At 42.8% G+C, this 26,399-nt stretch carries 25 protein-coding genes; 13 read left to right on the plus strand and 12 right to left on the minus strand.

The window, feature by feature from the left end; translation table 11 throughout:
* Positions 1 to 7: 7 nt before the first annotated feature.
* Positions 8 to 853 (plus strand): hypothetical protein, encoded by an 846-nt coding sequence (locus F824_RS0109410; protein WP_019597631.1) that lies wholly within the window; start codon positions 8 to 10, stop codon positions 851 to 853.
* A 4-nt stretch (positions 854 to 857) separates the two neighbouring features.
* Entirely contained in the window at positions 858 to 1,220 is a 363-nt protein-coding gene (secG, locus tag F824_RS0109415; RefSeq protein ID WP_019597632.1) for a preprotein translocase subunit SecG, read from the plus strand.
* 49 nt (positions 1,221 to 1,269) lie between these two features.
* Here the strand turns inward: secG and F824_RS0109420 are convergent, their stop codons facing one another.
* Positions 1,270 to 1,977 carry a hypothetical protein gene (locus tag F824_RS0109420; RefSeq protein ID WP_019597633.1) on the minus strand — a complete coding sequence of 236 codons (708 nt, stop codon included), beginning with the start codon at positions 1,975 to 1,977 and terminating at the stop codon, positions 1,270 to 1,272.
* Between the two features lie 212 nt (positions 1,978 to 2,189).
* Here F824_RS0109420 and F824_RS0109425 point away from each other — a divergent pair, with 212 nt between their 5' ends.
* The 6 genes from F824_RS0109425 (at position 2,190) to F824_RS0109455 (ending at position 8,615) form a co-directional block, all read left to right on the plus strand.
* Positions 2,190 to 2,468 carry a co-chaperone GroES gene (locus F824_RS0109425; protein WP_019597634.1) on the plus strand — a complete coding sequence of 93 codons (279 nt, stop codon included), beginning with the start codon at positions 2,190 to 2,192 and terminating at the stop codon, positions 2,466 to 2,468.
* A 48-nt stretch (positions 2,469 to 2,516) separates the two neighbouring features.
* Positions 2,517 to 4,145 carry a chaperonin GroEL gene (gene groL / locus F824_RS0109430; protein ID WP_019597635.1) on the plus strand — a complete coding sequence of 543 codons (1,629 nt, stop codon included), beginning with the start codon at positions 2,517 to 2,519 and terminating at the stop codon, positions 4,143 to 4,145.
* 219 nt (positions 4,146 to 4,364) lie between these two features.
* Positions 4,365 to 4,739 carry a response regulator gene (locus F824_RS0109435; RefSeq protein ID WP_019597636.1) on the plus strand — a complete coding sequence of 125 codons (375 nt, stop codon included), beginning with the start codon at positions 4,365 to 4,367 and terminating at the stop codon, positions 4,737 to 4,739.
* A complete protein-coding gene (gene corA / locus F824_RS0109440; protein WP_019597637.1) occupies positions 4,740 to 5,747 on the plus strand; it encodes a magnesium/cobalt transporter CorA in 1,008 nt (335 codons plus the stop codon). It abuts the gene before it with no gap.
* Between the two features lie 530 nt (positions 5,748 to 6,277).
* Positions 6,278 to 7,372: a glutamate 5-kinase gene (proB, locus tag F824_RS0109450; protein ID WP_019597639.1), complete on the plus strand. Its 1,095-nt coding sequence runs from the start codon at positions 6,278 to 6,280 to the stop codon at positions 7,370 to 7,372.
* Positions 7,365 to 8,615 (plus strand): glutamate-5-semialdehyde dehydrogenase, encoded by a 1,251-nt coding sequence (locus tag F824_RS0109455; RefSeq protein ID WP_019597640.1) that lies wholly within the window; start codon positions 7,365 to 7,367, stop codon positions 8,613 to 8,615. The genes proB and F824_RS0109455 overlap by 8 nt, the downstream gene beginning before the upstream one ends.
* A gap of 47 nt (positions 8,616 to 8,662) precedes the next feature.
* On the opposite strand, the gene F824_RS0109460 is transcribed toward F824_RS0109455, so the two are convergent.
* From F824_RS0109460 to F824_RS0109470, 3 genes are read right to left on the minus strand one after another with little or no spacing between them, the layout of a single operon-like run.
* Positions 8,663 to 9,238 (minus strand): hypothetical protein, encoded by a 576-nt coding sequence (locus F824_RS0109460; RefSeq protein WP_031327171.1) that lies wholly within the window; start codon positions 9,236 to 9,238, stop codon positions 8,663 to 8,665.
* A gap of 24 nt (positions 9,239 to 9,262) precedes the next feature.
* On the minus strand, positions 9,263 to 9,811 hold the full coding sequence (locus F824_RS0109465; protein WP_026333612.1) for a hypothetical protein: 549 nt from the start codon (positions 9,809 to 9,811) through the stop codon (positions 9,263 to 9,265).
* 25 nt (positions 9,812 to 9,836) lie between these two features.
* Complete coding sequence (locus F824_RS0109470; RefSeq protein WP_019597643.1) at positions 9,837 to 10,388, minus strand: hypothetical protein; 552 nt, start codon at positions 10,386 to 10,388, stop codon at positions 9,837 to 9,839.
* 553 nt (positions 10,389 to 10,941) lie between these two features.
* Here F824_RS0109470 and F824_RS0109480 point away from each other — a divergent pair.
* Entirely contained in the window at positions 10,942 to 13,110 is a 2,169-nt protein-coding gene (locus tag F824_RS0109480; RefSeq protein WP_019597645.1) for a carbohydrate binding family 9 domain-containing protein, read from the plus strand.
* Positions 13,111 to 13,522: 412 nt separating this feature from the next.
* Here the strand turns inward: F824_RS0109480 and F824_RS0109490 are convergent, their stop codons facing one another.
* The gene (locus F824_RS0109490) at positions 13,523 to 15,172 is read right to left on the minus strand and encodes a M28 family metallopeptidase (protein ID WP_019597647.1); all 1,650 of its coding nucleotides are present in this window, start codon (positions 15,170 to 15,172) and stop codon (positions 13,523 to 13,525) included.
* A gap of 127 nt (positions 15,173 to 15,299) precedes the next feature.
* Here F824_RS0109490 and F824_RS0109500 point away from each other — a divergent pair, with 127 nt between their 5' ends.
* Positions 15,300 to 16,337, plus strand: coding sequence for an alpha/beta hydrolase (locus F824_RS0109500; RefSeq protein WP_019597648.1), 1,038 nt, complete (start codon positions 15,300 to 15,302; stop codon positions 16,335 to 16,337).
* 93 nt (positions 16,338 to 16,430) lie between these two features.
* On the opposite strand, the gene F824_RS0109510 is transcribed toward F824_RS0109500, so the two are convergent.
* From F824_RS0109510 to F824_RS0109525, 3 genes are all read right to left on the minus strand, one after another.
* Entirely contained in the window at positions 16,431 to 16,991 is a 561-nt protein-coding gene (locus F824_RS0109510; RefSeq protein ID WP_019597650.1) for an NADPH-dependent FMN reductase, read from the minus strand.
* A 190-nt stretch (positions 16,992 to 17,181) separates the two neighbouring features.
* Positions 17,182 to 17,628: a DUF1572 family protein gene (locus F824_RS0109520; RefSeq protein WP_019597652.1), complete on the minus strand. Its 447-nt coding sequence runs from the start codon at positions 17,626 to 17,628 to the stop codon at positions 17,182 to 17,184.
* A gap of 11 nt (positions 17,629 to 17,639) precedes the next feature.
* Positions 17,640 to 18,731, minus strand: coding sequence for a 6-phosphofructokinase (locus F824_RS0109525; protein ID WP_019597653.1), 1,092 nt, complete (start codon positions 18,729 to 18,731; stop codon positions 17,640 to 17,642).
* Positions 18,732 to 19,078: 347 nt separating this feature from the next.
* Between F824_RS0109525 and mnmA the strand changes: the two genes are divergently transcribed.
* The 3 genes from mnmA to F824_RS0109540 all read left to right on the plus strand — a co-directional run bounded on the left by mnmA (position 19,079) and on the right by F824_RS0109540 (position 22,753).
* A complete protein-coding gene (gene mnmA / locus F824_RS0109530) occupies positions 19,079 to 20,290 on the plus strand; it encodes a tRNA 2-thiouridine(34) synthase MnmA (RefSeq protein WP_019597654.1) in 1,212 nt (403 codons plus the stop codon).
* A 112-nt stretch (positions 20,291 to 20,402) separates the two neighbouring features.
* Complete coding sequence (locus F824_RS0109535) at positions 20,403 to 21,110, plus strand: pseudouridine synthase (RefSeq protein WP_033405278.1); 708 nt, start codon at positions 20,403 to 20,405, stop codon at positions 21,108 to 21,110.
* A gap of 152 nt (positions 21,111 to 21,262) precedes the next feature.
* Positions 21,263 to 22,753, plus strand: a complete 1,491-nt coding sequence (locus F824_RS0109540) for a M28 family peptidase (protein WP_026333613.1) — start codon at positions 21,263 to 21,265, stop codon at positions 22,751 to 22,753.
* An 82-nt stretch (positions 22,754 to 22,835) separates the two neighbouring features.
* Here the strand turns inward: F824_RS0109540 and F824_RS0109545 are convergent, their stop codons facing one another.
* From F824_RS0109545 to F824_RS0109565, 4 genes are all read right to left on the minus strand, one after another.
* A complete protein-coding gene (locus F824_RS0109545) occupies positions 22,836 to 23,396 on the minus strand; it encodes a 1-acyl-sn-glycerol-3-phosphate acyltransferase (protein ID WP_019597657.1) in 561 nt (186 codons plus the stop codon).
* Positions 23,393 to 24,196 (minus strand): patatin-like phospholipase family protein, encoded by an 804-nt coding sequence (locus F824_RS0109550; protein WP_019597658.1) that lies wholly within the window; start codon positions 24,194 to 24,196, stop codon positions 23,393 to 23,395. The genes F824_RS0109545 and F824_RS0109550 overlap by 4 nt, the downstream gene beginning before the upstream one ends.
* A complete protein-coding gene (locus F824_RS0109555) occupies positions 24,186 to 25,031 on the minus strand; it encodes an MBL fold metallo-hydrolase (RefSeq protein ID WP_019597659.1) in 846 nt (281 codons plus the stop codon). Before F824_RS0109555 ends, F824_RS0109550 begins: the two co-directional genes overlap by 11 nt.
* 121 nt (positions 25,032 to 25,152) lie before the next feature.
* Positions 25,153 to 26,103, minus strand: a complete 951-nt coding sequence (locus F824_RS0109565) for an acetyl-CoA carboxylase carboxyltransferase subunit alpha (RefSeq protein WP_019597661.1) — start codon at positions 26,101 to 26,103, stop codon at positions 25,153 to 25,155.
* Positions 26,104 to 26,399: the final 296 nt, after the last annotated feature.

A 26,399-nucleotide genomic window follows, 5' to 3' on the forward strand; every position in this document is an offset into this window, starting at 1 on the left:
CACTCACGTGAACGCCCAGCAGTTTTTGGAAATCATTCAACATAGCAATGCTCTTCATCGAGAGGAAATCTCCCAGTTGCTGAAGCTGCATGAAACTTTCCCTTATTTTCAGATTCCAAAAGTGCTCCTGGCCAAATACGAATTTGACCAAAGCGGTGGGCAGGAAAAGGACTTTCTCCATTGGGCTGCTGTCACCAGCCCCAACAGGCTATGGCTCCAATCTTTGGTCGAAACCAAGACCCCTTTAGAGATTCTGAAAAAGGAATTGATTCTAAAAACCCAAGAAAAAGAAAGAATTTCCTCAGCGAAAAAACCTTTACCTGAATCTGAGGACTCCTTGGAGGACGGTAAATCCCTCATGCCCGATCAAGTGCCCCTGGTCAATCCCCAAGAAAGGGCCGAGGCACTCAAAAAACTCGAAGAAACCCTCAATCCCAACAAAATCCAAACAGACATCGCAAAAGAGGATGCCGATGAACGGGTTTTGTCCAGGAAAATACCTGTTGGAAATCGAGATGGGGAAGAACTGATAGAAAACCTCAGGAAAAAGGAAAAGAAGGAGATCATCGATGAAAAACAAAAGGCGCAGATTGACATGATCAAGGCCTTCAGCAAACGGGAATTCAAATTGGCCAGCTTGAAAGAGATGGCCAATTTCCAGAAACAGGATGATTTGTCGAAAACCAGTACGCAATTGAATAATGATCTGATTTCGGAATCCTTCGCCCTTTTGCTGGTAAAACAGGGGAAAAAACAAAAAGCCAAAGAAATTTATCGGAAATTGATGGTGAAATTCCCAGAGAAAAGCGTTTACTTTACGGAGTTATTGAATGCACTAGAAGACAAAATTTAAAAACATGTTCACCGTACTTATCAGCATCATCATCATCTTATCGGTATTATTGATACTCGTGATCCTTTCTCAAAACTCCAAAGGCGGCGTAGGTGCTGCATTCGGAGGGGGTGCTTCCCAGGTAATGGGTGTCACCAAAACTGGAAATATCCTTGAAAAATCAACTTGGATCCTGGCTATCGCCATCTTGGTACTCTCCTTGGGATCATCAGCTTTTTATACCAGCTCCAGTGGAGACCAGTTTTCCTCTCCAAACGTGGAAAGCGCCAAAAAACAAATCGTAGCTCCTTCTTTTGGAGACTCTGAAGGTCTTTTGCCAGCTCCAGCTACTGAGCAACCAACAGAGATGGATACTACCGAAAATTAAAAGAATCTAACCTCAAAAAAGGGTCTGGAAGTAATTCCAGACCCTTTTTTTATTCCACTTTTTTGAGCAAAAGTCTTTTGCTGATGGGAAGAAAGCTTTCCTGAAAAGGAATCTGGAAGCGGCTGTGAATCCTATAAGTTGCAGGATTGGGCAATTCCCGGTAGGATTTGATCAAGTCCAATTTCACCTGCTCAAGGGTATTGACAAAGGTTCGTCTGACCCTTTTGACAAACTCCATCATGATGCCCTTGAATGAATCCACACTGTTCTGGAAGAGATTGATTTTATACCGGTACACATAGATGTCTTTTGATTTTTCGAGAGACAAAAACGCATAGCCTTCCTTCTGATAAAGAGGTGACAGCCCAATGGGTTCGATCTTCATTTCATTTTCCAAAAAATCATAGATGTTTTTCCCCTCCTCGATGTGAAGCTGAAGTTTTGGCAGGGCATAAGCAACGATTTCTTCAAGTTGCCGCATGGTTTCATCGTCTTGATAAAGCGGCCTGTAATTCAATTTCATTTCCTTGAATGCCGATTCGTTCAGCATTTTTGGAAAAGCATCCTTCATCAAATCCCTGTTTTCCAAAAAGGATTTGAGCCGGGATTGATGGCGGATGAGATCCGCCAAGGGTGGATAAAGTTTGACTTCCTTGAATTGCGAGGAAACTTCTTGAAGATAAGCCAGCAGGAGGTATTTTTTGTATTCAAAATCTATCCATCCTTCCGTAATCCAGTTTTCAGATAAGTTTTTCATAGGAATAATTTTGTAAAAATTTAACGAAAACTGACATCAAAAAAAAGTTCTTGGGAAAAATTGGCAGTGAAAAAGTCTATGGATTCTTAAGGATGACAGCAAAGCGGGAAGTAATTCCGCCTTTATGTCAGGATATCCAAATCGCCTTCAATTGGCATAGGAAATGATATAAGGTCAAAGAATTTTAGAACTAACATAAAAATAAAATAATTATGTCAAACGTGAACATCAAACCTCTTGCAGACCGAGTTCTTGTTGAACCTGCTGCAGCTGAAGAGAAAACTGCTTCCGGTCTTTATATCCCGGATACTGCAAAAGAAAAACCACAAAAAGGAACTGTCGTGGCAGTAGGAAGTGGAAAAAAAGATGAGCCCCTGACTGTAAAAGTAGGTGATCAAGTGCTTTATGGCAAATATGCAGGTACTGAGCTTTCTGTAGACGGTCAGGATTACCTGATCATGAGAGAATCGGATATCTTCGCGATCCTTTAAGCACCCTCTATTTTATTCAATCCAAAACATTCAAAATAACCAATTATCATGGCTAAACAATTATTTTTCGATACCGACGCAAGAGACAGACTTAAAAAAGGAGTGGATGCTCTTGCCGATGCCGTAAAAGTGACCTTAGGTCCAAAAGGCAGAAACGTAATCATTGACAAAAAATTCGGTGCCCCCATCATCACCAAAGACGGTGTGACCGTTGCAAAGGAAATTGAGCTTTCTGAGCCAATCGAAAACATGGGTGCACAATTGGTAAAAGAAGTGGCTTCCAAAACTGCAGACAATGCAGGTGACGGAACTACTACTGCCACCGTATTGACCCAAGCCATCTTTAATGTTGGGATCAAAAACGTAGCCGCTGGTGCCAATCCAATGGATCTGAAAAGAGGCATTGACAAAGCAGTTAAAGCTGTTGTTGCTTCTTTGAAAGCGACTACCAAACATATCACCACTGGAAAAGAAATCGAACAAGTTGCCACTGTATCGGCCAACAATGACGAGGAAATCGGCAAAATGATCGCCGATGCCATGGAAAAAGTGGGTAAAGACGGTGTCATCACGGTAGAAGAAGCCAAAGGAACGGAAACTGAAGTGAGAACTGTAGAAGGTATGCAGTTTGACAGAGGTTACCTTTCTCCTTACTTCACGACCAACACTGAGAAAATGGAAGCTGAATTGGAGAAGCCATTTATCTTGATCTATGACAAAAAGATTTCTTCCATGAAAGAACTGCTTCCAGTATTGGAGCCAGTGGCACAGACAGGAAGACCATTGTTGATCATTTCTGAAGATGTTGACGGAGAAGCTTTGGCTACTCTAGTGGTAAACAAAATCAGAGGTGCCTTGAAAGTTGCTGCTGTGAAAGCTCCAGGATTTGGAGACAGAAGAAAAGCAATGTTGGAAGACATCGCAATTTTGACAGGGGGAACAGTGATCTCTGAAGAAAGAGGTTACAAGCTTGAGAATGCAACTTTGGATTACTTGGGAACTGCTGAAAAAGTCAACATTGACAAAGACACCACGACCATCGTCAACGGAGCAGGTGAAAAAGCCGATATCCAAGCCAGGATCAATGAGATCAAGGCGCAGGTAGAGAAAACCACTTCTGATTATGACAAAGAAAAACTTCAGGAAAGATTGGCCAAATTGTCCGGTGGCGTTGCCATCTTGTACATTGGTGCAGCCACTGAAGTGGAAATGAAAGAAAAGAAAGACAGAGTTGACGATGCATTGCATGCAACTAGAGCTGCGGTTCAAGAAGGTGTTGTTGTCGGTGGCGGTGTTGCCTTGGTAAGAGCTGCTGCTTCTTTGGACGGCTTGAAAGGTCTAAATGAAGATGAAGACACAGGGATCAACATCATCAGGATTGCCATCGAGGCTCCATTGAGAACTATCGTGGAAAATGCTGGCGGCGAAGGATCTGTTGTCATCAACAAAATAAAGGAAAACAAAGGTAATTTCGGTTACAATGCAAGAACGGATATTTACGAAGATCTATTCGAAGCAGGTGTTATCGATCCTACTAAGGTTACGCGTTTGGCATTGGAAAATGCAGCCTCTATTGCAGGTCTGCTTTTGACTACCGAATGTGTGGTTGCGGATGTGAAAGAAGAAAATTCCGGCATGCCTCCAATGGGTGGTGGCGGAATGGGTGGCATGATGTAATTCATTCCCCTAAAAAAAAAGGGAACCCAAAATGGGTTCCCTTTTTTTTTACCCCTATTCCCCAATGGCTTACAAGATTTTGGAGTTGATTTTAAAAAAATAAGTTCAATCTTTTTTTATCTTTTTATAATTATGTAAATTCAAGTAAATATTTCATCTATCTTTGTAATAATATTGTCATTATTTATAGAAACAAATACCACCCGAATCCATTTATTGATGCAATCTTTTTATTCAATTATTTTGGTTGACGACGATCCCATCAATAATTTGATTAACAAAAGATTAATATCAAAATTAAATCTATCCCCCCAAGTTGAAGAATTTTTAGTGGCCGAAAGGGCCTTAGAAAGGATAAAATCATTGAATTGTGATGAAAAAATCCTCATATTTTTGGACATTAACATGCCTGTGATGAATGGCTGGGATTTTCTAAGCAAGTATATTGAAGTTTTTCAGGAGAGGAATGACAAGATTGTGATGCTCTCCAGTTCGATTGATTTCCAAGACAGGCAAAAAGCAAAGCTATTTTCCTGTGTAAATGGGTTTATCGAAAAACCGCTGACCCCAGAAAAAATAAAAAAAATCTTGTAAATGGAAATTAGCGAGCCCCAAAACCAACCCACCCTCATGGATTTATATGTTTTTGGGGAGGATTTTTTAGAGAAGTACCTTATAAAGGACACCAAGGAAATTGAACCATTTTTACACCAGGAAAGGAAATTCTGGCTGAACATATCAGGGCTGGAAGACCTAAGCCTTTTGGAAGAAATCCGTGTCCTTTTTGACATCCACATTTTAGCCATGGAGGACATCAAGAACAATCATCAAAGACCCAAACTGGAGGAATTCGAGCATTTGATATTGGTTGTTTCCAAAATGATTTACACGAAAGACCACATTACAGAACTTGAGGTAGAGCAGGTCAGTCTGGTTTTTGGGAAAAATTTTGTGATTTCTTTCCAAGAAACCCCCTTTGATATTTTTGATCAAATCAGGGCTCGCCTCGAAAACCCGAAAGGGAAGATGAGAAAGATGGGGACAGACTATTTCACCTACACCTTATTGGATGCCATCGTGGATCAATATTATACCATACTGGAAATGGTCGGGGAAAAAATAGAGGAGCTTGAAGATCAAATCATCAGCCAAAACAAAAACATCAAGCTTTCCGATATTTATCTCCAGCGCAAATCCCTACTGGAAGTAAAACGCAATGTTTGGCCCACTCGGGAAATGATTTCCGCTTGGAGGAAATCGGAAAGTCCCTTGCTTAAACGAAAGACCGTCCCGTTTATCAATGATTTGTACGAGCACAGTGTCGAAATCATTGAAAACCTCGAGATCCAAAGGGAATCCATCACCACACTTGTTGAAATTTTCATATCCAACATCAGCTTGAAACAAAACGAGGTGATGAAAACCCTAACCATCATCGCTACCATTTTTATCCCGCTGACCTTTATCGCCGGTGTTTATGGGATGAATTTCGATTACATGCCGGAATTGTCCTGGAAATATGGCTACATCAGCATTTGGATTTTGTTCTTGGGAACGACCTTGTCCATGGTCGTGTATTTCAAAAGAAAACATTGGTTTTAAACCCGATAAATGCAGTAGGATTCGCAATAAGGGTTGAAACTGTACGATAATCAGACTATTTGAAGAATAAGGTAACCTTCCGATAGGGTGAGCTAAAAATAGTGAGCAAGGACTTATTATTAAGTGGTATTAGGCTGGGATTGACTTCGCATTGCATAAAATGGGTTAAAGTCATTTGCGCTTGATTCAAGGTTTTTTCTGCATTCCCATCTGATTTTTCGCTTATGCTTTGGCATTCCCGTTGAAAATCTCCAGAAATGGTGCATCCCCATTTCTCCACAAAGCAAGTAGTATAGCCGCTTTTCATAGTTCCTAAAAACCAGGTGGATACAACCCGCTAAATTTCGAATTCTCCAGAAGTGTCAATCCTTTTTTCAAATCGGATTTCATCCTACAATTCAAAAAAAAGAGAATTCCGAATATTTCAAATTTTTATAGGGTTTCACACCCAAAATTCAAAATACAGAAAGACTTTTTAGCGAATTCTTAATATATCCTTTAATATTGTGGTTTAAATACATTTCTCCACAATGCGTCCTGAAATACAAAAATCCAAGTTGATGGTCATCAAAATCGGTTCAAACGTCTTGACAAAAGAAGACGGCAAACCGGATTTGGCACGCATGGCTTCCTTGGTCAAACAAGTTTCTTTTCTAAGAGAAAATGGAAAAAAGGTCATTTTGGTTTCTTCCGGTGCGGTGGCTTTTGGAAGGAAGGAAATCACCCTGCCTGAAAAGATAGATCCGATCCTGAAAAAACAGATCTGGGCTTCTGCTGGACAAATTGAGCTGATCAATACCTACAAGAATCTTTTCCGGGAATTGGGGATCACGATTTCTCAAATCTTGGTTACCAAAGAAGATTTCAGGGACCGAAAGCATTACCTGAACATGAAAAATTGTCTGCTTGGTTTATTGTCTCAGGATATTGTCCCAATCGTCAATGAAAATGACACCGTGGCCATCACCGAATTGATGTTTACAGACAATGATGAACTGGCTTCACTGACTGCCGCCATGGTTAATGCCGATACTTTGATTCTTTTGACAAATGTAGATGGTGTTTTTGATGGTCCTCCCTCCGACCCTACTTCTAAATTGATCCCCCATATCGGGACGAAAATGCCAGATCTTGATCATGTGATCAGTCCGATCAAATCCTCTTTTGGCAGAGGGGGAATGCTGACCAAACTGTCGATGGCAAAGAAGTCCGCGGACCTCGGCATCCAAGTATTGATCGCAAATGGAAAGAAAGAAAACATCCTCCTAGATTTTCATGAAAAATCCATCACTTGTACCTACTTCGAACCCAAACCTTCCAAACAGAGCCCCAAAAAATGGCTCGCTCATGGAGACCAATACTTCAAGGGAGAAGTGATCATCAACGAAGGCGCTAAAACCGCCCTCTTTTCCCAAAATATATCCAGCCTGCTTCCTGTCGGGATTTTGGAGATAAAAGGAGATTTCTCAAAAGGGGACATCATCCGAATCCTCGATGTGGAAGGGAACAAGCTTGGCTTGGGAAGGGCCGAAATTTCTTCCAAAACCGCTTTGGAAACAATCGGACAAAAGAATCAAAAACCATTTATCCATTACGATTACCTTTATCTTTTCAACCATGTCTGAACTCACTCCTCTTTTCAAAAGCGTTCAACAAGCTTCACGAAAGCTCAACAGAATGCTTCCGGGACAAGTGGACAACACACTTCAAACCCTTGCCGAACTCACCCTTTCCAAGATTCCTTTTCTTTTGGATGCCAATCAAAGGGATCTGGAGCGGATGGACCCACAAGACCCAAAATACGACAGGCTTCAACTGACAGAAGAAAGAATCCATGGAATCGTAAAAGAAATACTTCAGGTAAGAAGCTTGATCAGTCCACTCGACCGGGTTTTGGAGGAAAAACAGCTTGAAAATGGTCTTCTGCTTCAAAAAATCACCGTCCCCCTTGGCGTAATCGGGGTCATTTATGAATCCAGGCCCAATGTCACTTTCGACGTGTTTTGCCTAAGCCTGAAATCGGGAAATGGGCTAATCCTCAAAGGAAGTTCAGATGCCGACCATTCCAACCGGGCCATCATGACGCTCCTCCACCGGGCACTTGATGAAAACGGATTTCCCACTGCGGCATTTCAACTTTTGCCTGCGGAAAGAACTGCGACAAAAGCGCTTTTGGAAGCTGTCGGTTATGTGGACGTCATCATTCCTAGGGGAAGTCAGGGATTGATCAGTTTTGTCAGGGAAAATTCAAAAGTACCGGTTATCGAAACTGGTGCGGGCATCGTACACACCTATTTCGACGAAACTGCAGACTTGGGAAAAGGAACAGCTATAATTTTAAATTCCAAAACCCGAAGGGTGAGTGTCTGCAACGCCTTGGATTGCCTCATCATCCATGAGGACCGGTTGAAGGATTTGCCTTTGATCATCGCTCCCCTATTGGAAAAGGGAGTTATCCTGTATGCCGATGAAAAAGCATTCGACGCACTGAAAGAAATGCATGAACCTGAGAGGATCCAATTGGCAAAGGCTGAACATTTCGGTACGGAATTTTTATCCCTAAAGATGTCCCTCAAAACCGTGGCAAATTTGGAAGAAGCTCTGGATCATATTGCACAAAACAGTTCAAAACACAGCGAAGCCATCCTTTCCGAAGATCCCGATCATATCGATATTTTCCTGAAATCCGTAGATGCCGCAGCTGTCTACGCGAATGCCTCGACCGCCTTTACCGATGGCAACCAATTTGGACTAGGCGCCGAGATCGGCATCAGCACCCAAAAACTCCATGCCCGTGGGCCAATGGCACTCCATGAATTGACCAGTTATAAATGGGTGATCCGGGGAAATGGACAAGTGAGGAATTGATCCAAATTGAAGCAAAGCTTCAAAACCCCAATGACGATCTTTCTCCATCAGAACGCATAGCCAAAACCCACTCCAACCCATAATGGCCAGAAACCATTGGAGTTGAAAATCGGGTTCAGGTTCACTCGCCAAGTGAATCCGCCATCCACCGGGATTCTTCGATAGCCTAAGTTCAGCGTTCCCATCACATTGGGAGACCCATCGATTTCCAGGATAAACTCAGTCCTGTCACTCCTGCTTGTGAATTGCTTGTCGCAAATAAACATTCCGGTATTATTGTCATAGGTACCAGATTGACAATAGGAAAAGGTGTCACTATTGAAGGCCATAAAGGTAAAACCACCTCCCAACTCAAAATAATGCGGTCCCTTTCCATACAACCTATTCACTTGAATGGGGAGCGAAAAAAAGGAATCCCCTCCTGCAAATGCATAGCCACCGGCACCCACTCTCATTCCCCAAGAATCCATTTTGGTTTTGTCAAACCTGAAATCATAATTGAAGGAATACGGCAATCCCGCGCCCCCCAATTCCAGGAAAATAGACTGAGTGGGTAATTTTTCCTGGGCCATCGCCGGCAAGGATAAAACAAAAATCAGAAGTACTAAGGCTATTTTTTTCATGTCATTTATTTTATAATTCATTGTTTAAAAAGCATATCCAAATCCCACTCCTGCCCAAATCGGCCAAAACCCATTCTGATTGAAAATTGGAGTCAGATTGGCACGAAACGTAAACCCACCATCCACGGGGATCCTTCTGTATCCCAGATTCAGGGTCCCCATAAATGCAGGAGTGTTGCCTGAATTCAAAATAAAATCAAAATCACGACTTACCTGAGGAGACTGATTGCCATAGGTATAGGTATCTCTGGAGTAAATGAAAGTGGTACCGCCTCCGACTTCAAAAAAATGTTTTCCCTTTCCAAAAAGCCTTGTAACTTGGACAGGAAGCGTGAGTAGGGCATCAGTATCCTTTCCATCGCCATAATTGAAAGTCCGGCCATAACCACCCGCCCCAACCCGTAAACCCCAGGATTCAAGGTTTTCCTTATTAAACCGAAACTCATAATTGAATGAATAAATCAATCCTGCTCCACCCAATTCCACAAAAACCGATTGGGTAGGCATTTTCTCCTGCGCCATTGATGGAAAGGATAAAACAAAAATAAGGAGTGCAAAGGCTATTTTTTTCATGTCGTTTATTTTATGATACATTGATTTAAAAAGCATATCCAAATCCTACTCCTGCCCAAATTGGCCAAAAACCATTCTGATTGAAAATAGGAGTCAAATTGGCACGAAATGTAAAGCCTCCATCCACTGGGATTCTTCTGTATCCCAGATTCAGGGTTCCCATAAATGCCGGAGTATTGTCTGATTCCAAGATAAAATCAAAATCGCTGTACTCATCATATTGATTCCCATATTTATAGGTCCTCTTGGCATAAATAAAAGTGGTGCCTCCACCCACTTCAAAAAAGTGTTTCCCCTTTCCAAAAAGTCGGGTTACCTGAACGGGAAGCGTGAATACCGCATTGGTTTCCCTTCCATCATAGATACCGTTAACCCTTCCATATCCTCCTGCACCCACTCTCAATCCCCAGGATTCAAGATTTTCTTTATCGAACCGAAACTCGTAATTGAACGAATAAATCAAGCCTGCTCCACCCAATTCCACGAAAACGGACTGGGTCGGAATCTTCTCTTGTGCTTGGCCAACAAAACTGTATAGGGACAATATGAATCCCAAGCCAAAAATTTTCTTAAACATAAGTGTTGATTAAGGTGAATGAATGAGAATTCAAAACTAAAATAATTGTTATATTTATTTCAAAAAATCTGTTAAAATTTCTGAAAATTATCCTAAATATTATCTTTTAGAGCAATGAGTTGGGTGTTTTATGGAATTGGGGAGATGATAACAGGAGAATGGCGAAAGGCGAAAGGGTGGCGGTTGTTGGTTTTGGGCGTAATTTTCAAGCATTGCAATGTGGCGCCAGATCTAGGATTGCACAAAAATAAAGTGTTCATAAAAAAACAAAACAACTGCAAGATCAAGTCACACTAGGGCATCATCTATTCGGCACATGTCGGAAGATGTGGTCAATTCGTATGGAATAAGGCTGGGGAATACTGAATTCCTTGTCATTTAAAACCTTAAAGCCTGATAGCGAAAGAGTTGGATTTGCTCTTAAATCAAAGTCAAAATGATCCATTTATTTTTTGCATCATTATAAGGCCATCTGTAATAAATCACTTATGTGCCAAATAATTCTTTTTGACCTTGCAGGGTGCTTACTCGAATAAAGAATCTCCTACTATTTATGCTCTGCCTTATTCTTTGCGCTGTAAATGAGGCAAATGGACAGGAAAAAAAAGAAATCTCTGCCTACAGGTTGCAGCCAGGGGAAAAGATTGTCTTGGATGGCTGGGTGAATGAGGATTTTTGGGACAAAGTTTCGGTGGCTGGGGATTTTAGGCAGCAAGAACCTTTTCCAGGAAATCCAGCAACCGAAAAGACTGAGGTAAGGATTTCTTATGACGATGAATATTTGTATATCGGGGCCATTTTTTATGATTCGGAACCTGACAAAATCACTGCTTTTCAAAAGAAAAGGGACGCCGCATTGGATACAGATGATCGCTTTGTCTTTATATTGGACACCTATAACGACCAAAGGTCTGCATTCTATTTTGAGGTAAACCCACTTGGACTGATGGGAGATGGTATCCTCAAAGTTGGCCAAGGTACTTCCATCAACAGGTCATGGGATGGAATTTGGCAGGCTTGGGTGGCGAAAAGTGACATCGGATGGTCGGCAGAAATCAGGATACCGTTCATGACATTGAATTTTGACCCCAATGCTACAACATGGGGGATAAATTTTTTGAGGACGATCAGACGAAAAAATGAAGAGACACTCTGGACCGGCTTTCAGCGAAACCAAGGTATCAACAGGCCACAAGATGCCGGAAAGCTCGTAGACCTCACGAACATCAATCAAGGGATCGGGATAGAGGCAATTCCATATGCCCTGATTTCCGAAACCAGGCGAAGACCTGATTCAGAAAGCCCAAAAAATAGACAAGCCACTTTCAATATGGGAGGGGAAATCAACTACAACATCAATCCCAACTTAAAGGCGGGCATAACCGTCAACACCGACTTTGCCGAAACAGAAGTTGATGATAGACAGATCAACCTCACGCGTTTCCCATTGTTTTTTCCGGAAAGGAGGGCTTTTTTTCTTGAAGGATCCAACATTTTCCTGTTTGCCCCCAGCAGTAATCCCAACCCATATTTTAGCCGCAGGATTGGATTGCAGGATGGCAGACCCATCCCTATCAAATACGGAGGAAGGTTGATAGGAAGGATCAAGGATACAGACGTGGGCTTCCTGCAAGTCAGGACTGGATCAGAAGGAGAACGCCCTGGGGAACACTTTACCATTGGTCGGATCATCCAAAACATCTCAGAGGAAAGCAATGTGGGGATTATGTACACGCGAAGGGAAACCGATGGTGACAGCCTCCCTGTAAGGCAGACTTTGGGAGCTGATTTGGGCTTGAATACTTCCACATTTCTGGGAAACAAAAATCTCCAGTTTGAGGCTTTTGTTGTTGGGCATACAGAGACTTATTTGGGGGATACCACCAGCATTTGGGACAGGTCTTCCAGAGGTGGTAGGATCAATTTTCCCAATCAGCCATGGAATGCCCACGTGTCCTACCGGGAGTTTGGCGTCAATTATGACCCCGAAGTGGGTTTTGCACCAAGAATAGGTTTCAGAAGACTTCAGCCCTCTGTCGTGTATTCACCCTTATGGAAAAACAGTAAATTGATCCGGGAACTCAGTTGGGAGTATTATTTTGAATATTTGATGCAAATGAACTGGCGTCCGGCCACTGTCAATCACAGGCTTCGCGTCCTGGGACTGCGCTTTGAAACGGGTGACATCCTCCAATTTTCGGTCAACCGCAACTATGAATTTTTGAATTATAACTTTGACATTCTTAGAAATGAGCGATTTGTGATTCCAATAGGTGAATATACCAATGTAGGATATGCCATCACAGCAGAGACGGCAAGGTTCCGAAGACTGGGAGGCTCTTTTTCCTTTGAAGAAAGCGGCTTTTGGACAGGCACACAGACCAATATTAAAGCCGATGTGTTTGTGCGGCCAATGGTCGGGCTCAACATGACCGCTACTTGGCTCCACAGTCAGGTCAGGCTTTTGGGAGGGAGTTTTGACACCCACCTTTTCAGATTGGTGACCGGGTATGATTTTTCCCCTTGGATGTCGGTAAATTTCAATGTCCAATATGACAACGTAACCAAATTCTTAGGCACCAACAATAGATTTACCTGGGTCATCAACCCTGGAAACACTTTTTTTGTGGTTTACAACCACAATTGGCAGCGATATGATGAGAGGTTGTTGTCTATGGAAAGTAGGACCAACATCAAATTCGCTTATACCTTTAGATTCTGATCGTGATCAGGGCGATCCTTTTGTTTTCAACTCTGACCTGGAAGGACATAATAATGTGATTGCCTCTGCACTTTTCCAGTCTTAAACCCGATATAGGCATTGGGTTTCCTATTGAGGGCTGGAGCTGCAAAAAAATCAGACCATTGGGGGAATAAGTCGTTTTACAGATATGGTGATGTCAAAAAATAGCGCATACCTATTTGATTTTTAAGTAATTTAGTACTGAAATCGAAATAGGAATGCATAAGGCGGATTAAAAGATGACCTTGACTGATTTTGCTTTTGATAGCCGTCTTTGCAGAAATCCCTTGGTTTTCTCGTGATACAATTCATAAAAAAAACCTTCCAGTTTTTTTTAGTTCTGGAAGGTTCTCGTAAAACTTATTTTTTTGGTATTGGGAATCCGATTCCCCTATTTCATATAACTGTCTCTTATCGCCTTGAATTCGGACCCTTGTTTCCATCCAGGCCAAACTTCACTGTTCGCCAGTCGCTTTCCCACATTGAACAATAACTGGACATCTTCTACGGCACCATCCAAGTTCCAGCGTGCGGGATCGTATTCATCCGAAGGTTTGTGGTAGTATTCTGCGGTATAATTGTCCTGCAATTCCTTTCCATATTCTTTTCCTTTCTCAAAATGATCGATTCCCGTTCCGATGTACAATGCCGGAATTCCGATCTTGGCGAAATTGAAATGATCAGAGCGGAAGTAATAACCCGCCGAAGGAGTCGGTTCCGCGGCACTGTATCTTCCTACTTTTTCAAGTTCCTCATTCAGCAGGTCCTCCAAATCAGATTGTCCAATTCCGATGAGGGAAACGTCCTTCATTTTTCCATAAGGATTCACACCGTCCATATTGATATTGGCAACGGTCTTTTCCTTGGGATAAATCGGGTTTTCCGCATAATAAGCAGATCCCCATAAACCTTGCTCCTCTGCGGTTACCGAAAGAAAAACGACGGTCCTTTCAGGTTGTTTTTCTGATTTAAAAGCTTTGGCCAGTGCCAAAAGAGCAGCTGTTCCACTGGCATTGTCCAATGCTCCGTTGTATAGACTGTCACCGGTTTCATCCGGTTTTCCAAATCCCAAATGATCCCAGTGCGCGGTATAAATGATGGTTTCTTCAGGGTTTTTGCTTCCGCTGATTTTGGCGACCACATTTTTTGAAACATCATATTTGACTTTCACTTCCAGCGAAGAACTGGCTTTTAGGTTCATGGGAAATGCCTGGAAATCAGGTTTTCTAGCCTTGCCCAAGATTTCCCTTTCATTTATCCCCGCCAATTCAAAAAGCTTGTTTGCCACCGGCAAGGTGATCCAGCCTTCAAAAGCAGCTTGGTATTTTTCCTTTCCCCTCTGGTCCAGGTATAATTTGGTGGCATTCCAACTGTTTTGGATCACATTGAATCCATATCCCGCGGGTATGGTGTTGTGGACTATCAGACAACCCAAAGCTCCGTGGCGGGCGGCTTCCTCAAATTTATAAGTCCATCGGCCATAATACGTCATGGTATTGCCTTTGAAAAGAGACTTCTCCTCCGTGCCAAAACCAGGATCATTGATGAAAATGACCACGATTTTATCTTTGACATCAATGTTTTTATAATCGTCCCAACCATATTCCGGAGCCACGATACCAAATCCGGCAAATACCAGTTCCACGTCCTCAAAGTTCACCAATGAATCCGTTCGCTGGGTCCACAGCACATAATCCTTCAATCCTTCCAAAACCATCTTTCCTTTTTGGGATTGGATGGTCATTTGCGGAGCGGGAGTCGTCAAAATGGAAACCATGGGTACATCCTGAAAATAACTGTCTCCATTTCCGGGTTCCAGCCCCATGGATTTAAATTCATTTTCGAGGTAGGCAATCGTTTTTGTTTCACCTTCGGTAAAGGGCATCCGCCCCATAAAATCGTCGGAGGACAAGGTAATCAGATGTGGTTCGAGGTCTGATTTGGCAATTGGATAAAGTGTCTCATTTGGTGCACTGCAACTCAAGTACACCAAAGCGAATGCCGAGGACAGCATCAGACTTATTGGAAATTTCTTTTTCATGGGACAAACGATTGTGATTGACATCAAAAATAAGAAAATCCAAACAATCCACAACTTTCCCGAAATTCTACTTGTTTAGACAAATACATGGGCTTAGCTTTACTTTGATCCACAAAACGCTAAAAAAATGCTAAAAAAAATACTCATTGGGTTGATGTCTCTCTGTATCGTCCTGGTCATCGCTTGGATGCTGGGTCCCAAAGAAAAAATTCAAACCTTAGGTGGTGAATTCCCGGTAGTTCCCCTCAATTTGACTGAACTGCAATCTTATATCGCCCAAGGAGAAGATACTGTTGTGGGCTTAAAACCAGGAAACGCTGCCAAAATCATTTGGGCTGACAGTTCCAACAAAAGTAAAACGCCATACAGCATCGTTTATATCCATGGTTTTGGCGCAAGCGAAATGGAAGGTAGCCCGGTAAATCGCGAGATTGCAGCATATTTTGGTGCGAACCTCTACTTGGCCAGGTTGCCAGAACACGGGATCAAAAGACCAGATGCCATGCGACACATGACCGCGCAAAAATTGGTGGACGCAGTTCGTGAGGCGTATATGATCGGCAAAAGCCTAGGCGATTCGGTTATCGTCATCGGGACCTCTATGGGCGGTGCCCTGACCTTGAACCTTGCCTCCGAGAAACCGGATATCAAGGCGGTAATGGTTTATTCTCCAGCCATTGAGGAGAACGGGAGGTCTTTGGACCAGTTTTTTCAACCATGGATGAAAGTGGTGGCCGAAAATTTCATGTTCGAAAACGGAACCCGTACCACCCCTCGTGAAGGTGAAAAAGCCAAATATTGGTCCGAGGAATACCATGTCAATGGTTTGTCGAGTTTGGTGGTCTTGCTGAGAAGCAAAATGGTCCCTGAAACCTTCAAAAAAATCAACCAACCTTTGTTTTTGGGCTATTATTACAAAAATGAAAAAGAACAGGATTTTGTGGTTTCGGTACCCAAGATGCTCGAAATGTTCAATCAAATCAGTACGCCGGAAAACCTAAAAGTCAAAAACCCTTTTCCTGAATCTGGAGACCACGTGATTGCTTCTGATATCACGTCGAAGGACTGGAATGGGGTATTGGAAGCCTCCATCGGTTTCTTGGAAGAAAAGGCAGGCATGCGGAAAAAGGAAGTTGTCACAGAGAAAACATTGGCCGTCTACTGAAAAGCTACTTTACTGCAATAAAAAAAGGCCATTTGAACAGCATTCAAATAGCCTTTTTTTATTGCAGTTTTTCCCTTTCGCATTCGAATATCGCTATTCTTTGCCAGAATCAATCTTCCTCAAGAGCCACAAAAACTCTTTCAAAAAAACCGCTGTGTTTTTCGAAAAGGATTCATCGATGAGCTCACTTTCGGCGTTGAATTTTTTGTCCATATGTGGAGTGACAAGCAATCGGGGTGAAAGAATTCCAAACAATGCCACCACCAATGAAATCAACTGCTGTGCTGCCCTCATTCCTCCCATGGCGCCTGTAGATCCTGTCGCAATGCCAAAAACCTTGTTTTCATAAAGCGGCCTAGGAAAATGATCCAGGAGATTTTTCATCGAGGAAGAATAGCTTCCGTTGTATTCTGGAGAGACCAAAAGGATCCCATCGGCCCGTTCCAATTTGCTGAAAAGGATTTTTCCCGCATCAGAAGCCTGATCCTTTGCGCTCCACACCTTTTGGATGGGCGGAAGAAAATCCTGTCGAAGATCTATCCTTTCGATTTCGAGCAGGGGATCTTTTTCAAGTTCTTTGGTAAGGAAATTTGCGATGCGAATAGAAACGCTACTTTGTCTGGGACTTCCGGAAATGATTAGAATTTTGGACATTTTCAAAGGTGTTTATTTTGACCCGAAATATGCATTCGCTTTTCCAATGGGCTTGGATGATTTCGATTGAGGTTAAGTTTGTTCAAAAAGAACTTAGGAATTCAAGTTGTAAGAGGCAATCAAGCTTTTGTTCCCAAATAAATGAGAATGAAAAGTCATTTCCTTCACTTTAAAACTTAATGCAATTGTATCAAACATCCAAAATCCTCCTGTGGTAATTGACCTGCCCAAGGTGATACGAAAGATGGGTGGCAAGGTGAATGAAGAAATATTCGTGGGTCATGGGATGCCCAAATACTTCAAGGGGATAATTTTCATTCATTTTTGAATCTGGTAGCCCAACCAATGTTTTTTGGAGCATCAGTTGGGTTTCTCTGATCTCATCCAGCAATTGTGCTCTTGGAACGTCTTTTTTTGAAAATTCCAAATCACGCTCCCGGATGTATCCTGTGTTCCCTAGATTGGATCCGATATAGAAATTCAAATTCCCCAACAAATGGAGGCAAAGGTTTCCCGTTGAATTGAGAATATTGGCTTCTACTTTCCAAAGGTTCTCCTCTTTTTCATAAGACTCGATTTCCAGGTACAGTTTGTCCAAGTCTTGGTTGATGAAAGCGAATAGGGTGTTTGACAGCATAATTGGTCTTTTTAATCCCCGAACGAAACGCCCATCCTTTTGGCGCCTTGAACCAGGAAGTTGTCGAGATTCACAAAATTGTAGTCTTTGGTCGCTTCTTCCAGTGAAACGGAAGTGTATTGGTTGTTTTGGAAAGAGACCATTTGGCCAAATTCCCCATTTTGGACCAATTCGAATGCCTTTACACCAAACATGGTCGCCAGGACCCGATCAAAGGCCGATGGAGTTCCTCCCCTTTGGACATGTCCCAAAACCGTTTCCCGAATCTCGGCTTTGCAGCCTGCAGCCTTCAACTGGCTCGAAAGTTCGAAGGCCACACCTCCCAAACGAAGATGTTCCGAACCGTTTTCCCTTAAGGTTGCCGTGATTTCTCCTTCGATGGCCTTGGCTCCTTCTGCGATTACGATATTGACAAATCCCCTACCCTTTTCGTACCTTGAATTGATTTTTTGTAGGACTTTTTCGATGTCATATGGAATTTCCGGAATCAGGCAAATTTCAGAACCTCCAGCGATGGCCGTGTGCAAGGCTATCCAACCGGCATCTCTTCCCATGACTTCCATGATCATCACCCTGTGGTGGCTTTCCGCAGTGGTGACCAATTTATCCAAGCTATCCGTCGCGATCTGCACGGCAGTCTGAAAACCAAAAGTCATGTCCGTGGCATAAAGGTCATTGTCTATGGTCTTGGGCACTCCGATGATGGGAACTCCACGGTCAAACAAAGCTTTTGAGATTTTTTGTGATCCATCGCCACCGATATTGATCACGGCATCAAAACCCAACTCTTTGATTTTATCCGCCAATTCTCCCGTTCGGTCCTCTAAGGTATAATTCCCTTTCTCATCCATAATAGGAAATTGCAAGGGATTCCCTCTATTGGTCGTCTTGAGGATGGTTCCGCCTTTTACATGGATGCCACCAACCTTTGCTTTGGTCAGTCGAATGATATTGGTCGGCTCAGTCATGACGCCATTGAATGCTTCAATGCTCCCATAAACTTCCCATTCCTTGGTTTTTTTGGCGGCCTTAAAAACTCCTCTTATTACTGCATTCAGCCCGGGACAATCCCCGCCACCTGTACATATCAATAACTTTTTCATATTTCAAAATTCTGTATTTACAAAAATAACCGTTTTATTCCCTAATTCCTCAAATATAAACTCCCGATCCTTGATTTCACAAATTCAAAAATTTAACCCTTTGCTCCTAATGAAAACCTGGTTTTCAGGACAATAATAGACGGAAAAACATTGACCTTCGGTCAATTTAATACGCCCCATGCCATAATTGTAGATTTGGAAAAGTAAAGCCAAGCATTTTTACCTAAGCATACGGGCTTTTGGTTTAACTTTGCCAATACACTTGGCGAACCAATTAGAGCCTCGCTTGTGTTTGAAAGAAAAATGTGGAACCTCATGGACCTTGAACCCATGAAAATTTCTAGTAAATGAATCAAAAAATACGTGTAGTCGTAGGGCTATCCGGTGGTGTAGACAGTTCTGTCACCGCCCATCTCCTCAAGGAACAAGGATACGAAGTCATCGGGATGTTCATGAAAAACTGGCATGACGAATCCGTCACCATTTCCAACGATTGCCCTTGGATGGAGGACAGTACCGATGCGATGTTGGTGGCCGAAAAACTTGGAATCCCCTTCCAGGCCATCGATCTGAGCGAAGAATACAGGACTAGGATCGTGGATTATATGTTTGCCGAATATAAGGCAGGGCGTACGCCAAATCCCGATATTCTTTGTAACCGGGAAATCAAATTCGACATCTTTCTCAAAGCCGCCCAAAAACTCAAAGCTGATTTTGTGGCCACAGGTCACTATTGTCAAAAAGGAGAAATCAAGGTGGACGGCAAACCCGTTTATCAGCTTTTGGCAGGTGCAGACCCCAACAAAGACCAAAGTTACTTTCTTTGCCAACTGAATCAGGAACAATTGTCAAAGGCACTTTTCCCGATTGGTCATTTGCAGAAGCCAGAAGTACGCAGGATTGCCAAGGAAATGGATCTGATCACAGCAGATAAAAAGGACAGTCAGGGACTATGCTTTATCGGAAAGGTTCGCTTGCCTGATTTCCTTCAGCAGCAGTTGAAGCCAAAAAAAGGAGATATCGTGAATGTTCCCGATGATTTGCCGGAGTATGAAAGCAAGAAAATACCCGCAGGCGTCTCTTTTGAAGATTTGGAAACCTCCACTTTAGATGCCATTTGTCTTCCTCAGCAATACCATGCTTCACAAGGAAAGAAAGTCGGAGACCATACCGGTGCCCATTATTTTACCGTAGGCCAAAGAAAAGGGCTTCATGTCGGCGGAACAGGATTGCCACTATTTGTGATTTCCACCGACACCACTGCCAATATTGTCTATACCGGTATGGGGGAAACCCATCCTGGATTGCTCCGAAAAGGATTGTTTGTCAAAGCCGATGAAATCCATTGGATAAGGGAGGATCTTCGGCTAAAAGTTGGAGAAACAGCAAGATACCAGGCCAGAATCCGCTATAGGCAGCCCTTGACTTGGGCAACTTTACTGATGAAGGAAAATGGACTTTACGTGCTTTTCGATACCGCACAAAAAGGCATTGCCTCCGGACAATTCGTTGCTTGGTATGAAGGCAAGGAAAGTATTGGATCCGGTACTATTTTCTAGAAACAAAATTCCCAGATGCTTTCTACTTCCGTTTGAAGGCAAAGTATCTGGGGTATTTTTTTACTTTCAAGATCCACCCTATTCATTCCCAGCGACACTTAAAATCCCATCAATGCTCCTACCCGTTCTTTTTGAGGATGACGATTATATAGCCATCAATAAGCCTTCGGGATTATTGGTCCACAAGACCAAGATTGCCAAAGACGACAATCCACAATTTGCTTTGCAGCTGCTCCGGGATCAGATTGGCCAAAAGGTTTATCCATTGCACCGAATCGACAGGCCTACTTCCGGGGTTTTGCTGTTCTCCAAATCGGCAGCGGCTGCAACACTGTTTCAAAGCCAATTCACTGCCAAGGAAATAGAAAAATCGTATCTCGCAGTGGTAAGAGGTTACATGCCTGCCGACCATGCAGTCATCGACCATCCTTTGAAAAAGGAGTTGATCGGGGATCTTCAGGAAGCGAAAACAGAATATTGGAAGCTTGCCGAGGTGGAAATCCCGATGGCCTCCAGTTCCAAATATCCGAGCAGTAGGTATTCCCTGATCAGACTTTATCCCCATACGGGCCGTATGCATCAGCTCAGAAGACACATGGCCCATTCAAGAAATTACATCATCGGAGACACCACCCATGGCCAAAACAAGCAGAATACTTTCTTTAGAGAGAATTTTGATATGAACAACTTGCTATTGCATGCTTGTAAATTGGGATTTATCCATCCCCTGAATCAAGGAAAAGTTGAAATCAATGCACCTTTGCCACCTCATTTTTCCACCATAATGGAAGCTTTTGGATGGGATATGGAGGGGATATGAAAGAAATCCACCAAAAATTTTCTTGAGAAACATTTTTGATTTAATGTTGAGGAGGTCGGTTTGGGAGGTTTTTGATATTAGGGTGTTTTGAAAAGGCTTTGAGGCGTACCGCTTTTTTTTCTATCTTGGGAGTCGAATTATTCAAAAGAAACATGAACAAAAAATATTTCAGTATCGCCCTACTCATGTTGGGGTTTTCCTTTTCTGAATGCATCGCACAGAGCAAAAAAACGGAAATTGAATCCAATTTCAAGGAAAGAGAATCCATTTCCCATTTTCGTTACTTGGCATCGGATGAATTGATGGGCAGAGATCCCATCAGGCCGGAAATCGATGCCGCTGCCCGATACATTGCTGAGCAATTTTGGAAATACGGCGCAAAAGAAATTACTGGTGCGGATGGCTACTACCAAAATATCCCCTTCAGACTTTCCGCACCTCCATCCAAAGGAGAAGTTCATCTGGGAGATTCCATCTACAGACAAGGGGACAACCTTTTGGTTTTGGATGGCCCTTCCTTCGAAGGCAAGCATGCATTGATCGTGGTTGGTTACGGTTTGGAATCTGATTATGAAAACAAGGATGTGATGGGGAAAGTAGTCGTCACGAACGTAGGTGCACCCAACCGGCTTAGTCCTGCGGACCTATTTGCCGCAGGCCGGGAAAAACTCAGCCTCGCCAAATCCAAGGGAGCCATCGGAATCATCGAAATATACAATGTTCCCACAGTTCCCTGGAACCTGGTTTCCAATTTTCTGAACAGAACCCAATTGACAGTGGACAACACCGCAGGAGAGCAAAGCATCCCCTACATTTGGCTGAAGGATCTGAACAATCAGATGATCAATGCGATTGGCAAGGGAACCTACTCAAGTGCTGATTTCCAAATCATGGGAAAAGTAAACAAGTCGATCATCGGCAAGAACGTGGTGGCCATCATTGAAGGAACTGATCCTGCGCTAAAAGATGAATATGTGATGCTTTCTGCGCATTACGATCATGTAGGTGTGGGCAAACCGAATGCTGAAGGTGACTCCATTTACAATGGAGCGCGTGACAATGCAGTGGGTACCGTGGCGATCATCAATGCTGCCAGGTACTTTGCCGAACATCCACCAAAAAGATCCATTTTACTATGCGCATGGACGGCTGAGGAGAAAGGACTTTTGGGTTCTGGCTTTTTTGCGGACAATCCATTGATTCCATTGGAAAAAGTCGTGTACAACCTCAATATTGACAATGCGGGATACAACGACACTTCGATCATCTCCGTGATCGGTTTGGGCAGAACTTCCGCTGATCCGATGATTGAAAAGGCAGTGGCTGAATTTGGATTGAATGCGATTTCAGATCCCGCACCTGAGCAGGGACTTTATGACCGTTCGGACAATGTGAATTTTGCCAGAAAAGGCATTCCTTCCCCAACATTCAGTTTGGGCTTCACCGCATTTGACGAAGAGGTCAGCAAGCATTACCACCAAGCATCAGATCAAGTGGACAATTTTGATCTGGAATATGCTGTACTGTATTGGAAATCTTATATCCTTTCCGCTCTGTACATCGCCAATTGGGATCAAAAACCGGTTTGGAAAGCGGGTGACAAGTATGAAGAGGTAGGGAAAAAATTATACGGTTTGGATTGATCTGATTTGCAAAGCATCAACCTGACCGGAGGTCAACAAAAAAGGAGCGCAAAACATGCGCTCCTTTTTTGTTGTATCCCTATTATTTTACTCCTTTTTCGGGATACTTCGGAGTGACGGTCCGCGCAAAAACTTTCAATTCCTCAATTTGTTCATCCATATTTCCATTGGGATAAAGGACTGGACCGATGCCGGCCTCTTTCTTCTTGTAATCCAGATAGCCTACTGCAATTGGGACCTCAGCGCCCATGGCGATGTGGTAAAAGCCGGATTTCCATTTGGGCGCATAATTCCTTGTTCCTTCTGGGGTTACCATAATGACCAATTCATCCGCATTTTTGAGCATGTTGATCATGGCCTCGGTATAAGTTTGTTTCCTTCCGCCGGGAATCCTTTTTCGATCTATCGCGATTCCCCCCACGGCTTTGATCAACCAACCCAAAGGACCTACCATCACTTCTTTTTTGATAGTGAATTTGACGGGGATATCCATCAGGAAAAAGGCAGCTCTTGCATACAGAAGATCCCAATTGCTGGTATGGGGAACGGCAATCAAAACACCTTTTTTCAATCCTTCCGGCCATCCGTAAGTCAATTTCCAACCGCTGATCCAAAAGATCAATCTTGACAAAAACTTCATCATTTTATCTGGTTTTTGGTATATGTTGTTGAATATTCCTTCAAGTCTTCATTTTCTTCAATAAAGGACAGTGTTTCCTGATAGCCTGCCTCGAAAATTTCATTTGCTTTTTTGATGTCAAAAACTCCGAATCTAGCCAATCCTGGAGGCTCAATAAAGAAATCGCATTTGCTTTTTCGGCTGTAGACATTGTAATTCATGGACATGACCACCGACCTTTCGATAAGGCTCTTGATGTTTTTGATATTGTGTTGCTCGGGCAATTGGTTACAGTTGACGCCAATGATGACATCACAGAAACCATCCAGAGGCTCCACCGGAAGATTGTTTAGCACACCTCCATCGACGAAATAATTATCCCCGATGGCGATGGGGTCGAACATACCAGGAATACAAGAGGAAGCCATCAATGCCTTGATCAAGGAACCTTCCGAAAAGTAGACCACTTTTCCCCTTTTGATATCCGTGGCGGCTACGCTCAGGGGGATTTTTAAGGAGGCAAAATCATTTTCTGGAAGGTATTTTTGATAGAGGCTTTCGACAATGTCCATTTTCAGAATACCTGTCCAGCTGATGGCCGGACGCATAAACTTGAAGTAATTGGTCTTGACGATGATGTCCTTGATTTCCTCAGGCGCATATCCATGGCAATACATTGCTCCAGCGATCGCTCCAGCACTTGTGCCACTTACTTTGGTCGGGAAAATTCCATTTTCATTCAAGGCCTTCAAAACGCCGAGATGGGCAATGCCCCTTACTCCCCCGCCGGAAAGCGCTATTCCGATTTTTGTTTTAGAGTTCATGGAGTGAGAATGTTTGGTCAAGTCTAACGCCTTTTTCTGTCATTTTTACAGTGCAGCATTCATTGATGGGGTCGTGTTCCAAAAATATCACATAATTGTTGAGGGCTGCTTCTTCGAGGAATTTTCCTTTTTCTTCCAATGTGATCAAAGGCCTGGTATCATATCCCATGACGTAAGGCAGCGGAATATGACCAACGGACGGTAAAAGATCGGCAGCAAATACCACTGTTCTTCCTTTGTACTGGATTTTAGGGATCATTTGCTTGTCCGTGTGCCCATCAGCAGTGAAGAAATCAAAGCCAGGAAAGAGTTGACCCTTGTTCAATTCAAGAAATTCCAGCTGTCCGCTTTCCTTCATGGGGAGAATGTTTTCTTTGAGAAAGGAGGCTTTTTCTCTCAGATTTGGAACAGTCGCCCATTTCCAATGGGCTTCATTTGTCCAATATTTTGCTTGGGGAAAAGTCATTCCGAATCGATTCGGATTATTTTCCACATACTTCACCCCACCTCCACAATGGTCAAAGTGAAGATGGGTCAGGAAATTGTCCGTGATGTCCTCGTGACCAAAGCCTTTGGCTTTCAAGGAACTTTCCAGGGAATCATTTCCATGGAGATAATAATGAGAGAAAAACTTTGCATCCTGTTTGTCACCAATGCCGTTGTCAACCAAGACAAGACGGTTTCCCTCTTCCACCAAGAGGCATCTCATCGCCCATGTGCAAAGGTTGTTTTCATCGGAAGGATTGGTTCTGGACCAAAGCGTTTTGGGGACAACCCCAAACATGGCCCCTCCATCCAATTTAAAAAATCCAGTATTGATTACGTGAAGCTTCATTTGCTATCGGATCCCATTTAAATTGCCGTAAAATAAAATTTCCCACAAGACAGGAAGATCCACGGAGATCACAAGATCTCTGTCAGCTTTCTGGCCTTGTGGGAAAGGAAAATGTGTATTTTTAACCTTCAATGAATTCTCCCATTGAACAGAATTTTTCTATTCTTTGCTCGATTCTGGTTTCAGGTTTGATTTTATCAAGTTCTTTCAGTGCCTCCAAAATGGTTTTTTTAAGGTTCTTGGCCATTCCTTTCATGTCCTTATGGGCACCTCCTAGAGGTTCTTCAATGATTCCGTCCACCAGACCATTGTTTTTCATGTCAATGGAAGAAAGTTTTAAAGCCTCTGCAGCCTGCTCTTTGTAGTCCCAACTTCTCCACAAAATGGAAGAGCAAGATTCTGGTGAAATAACGGAATACCAAGTGTTTTCCAGCATGAGCACCCGATCACCAATGGCAATACCCAAAGCTCCACCAGAAGCACCTTCACCGATAATGATACAGATTACGGGAACCTTCAGCATAAACATTTCCCTCAAGTTCCTTGCAATGGCTTCCCCTTGACCTCTTTCCTCCGCTTCAATCCCCGGGAAAGCACCTGGGGTATCAATAAGCGCAACGATCGGTTTCCCGAATTTTTCGGCCATTTTCATCAATCGCAGCGCCTTTCGGTATCCTTCCGGGTTGGCCATGCCAAAATTCCGTTCTTGTCTTTGTTTGGTATTTCTCCCTTTTTGCTGACCGATAAACATCACGGAACGTCCATCGATGTCTCCCAGTCCACCGATCATGGCTTTGTCATCCTTTACGGATCGATCTCCATGAAGCTCTATAAAATCATTGGTGATTTCAAAAATGTAATCGAGCGCATAAGGGCGGTCGGCATGTCTGGAAAGCTGAACTTTTTGCCAACGGGTTAAATTTTGGAAGGTTTCTTTTTTCAGAGATTGGATTCTATCTTCCAAAGTCTGGATATCTGCGGATAAATCTATGTTCTTCCCTTTTGCCAAATCTTTCATTTCCTGAAGCTTAAGTTCAAGATTGGCAATTGGCTTTTCAAATTCTAATACCATAGTGAGCGTTTTTGACTTAGACAAAGATAAAAATATTATTTCGAAGAAAAATAATTTAAAATGATTTGGGAGAAATCGAATGGAAATTAAAGCAAAGTGGGGATTTTAGGCCTATCAAAATTCAAGTTCCAAAAAATTATATGATTGAAAAAGAATGAAATAGAATCAATCTTCACTTTTTTTGGGCTTCATCATTGCAATAAAGGATCAAACAGCTACCTTTGCATCACTTCAAACGAGAAGAACATTTGTGAAGAGATAATCCAGCTTGTTATTTCACCCGATTCTGGGAAAGT

The organism is Rhodonellum psychrophilum GCM71 = DSM 17998 (assembly GCF_000381545.1).
Lineage (GTDB): Bacteria > Bacteroidota > Bacteroidia > Cytophagales > Cyclobacteriaceae > Rhodonellum > Rhodonellum psychrophilum.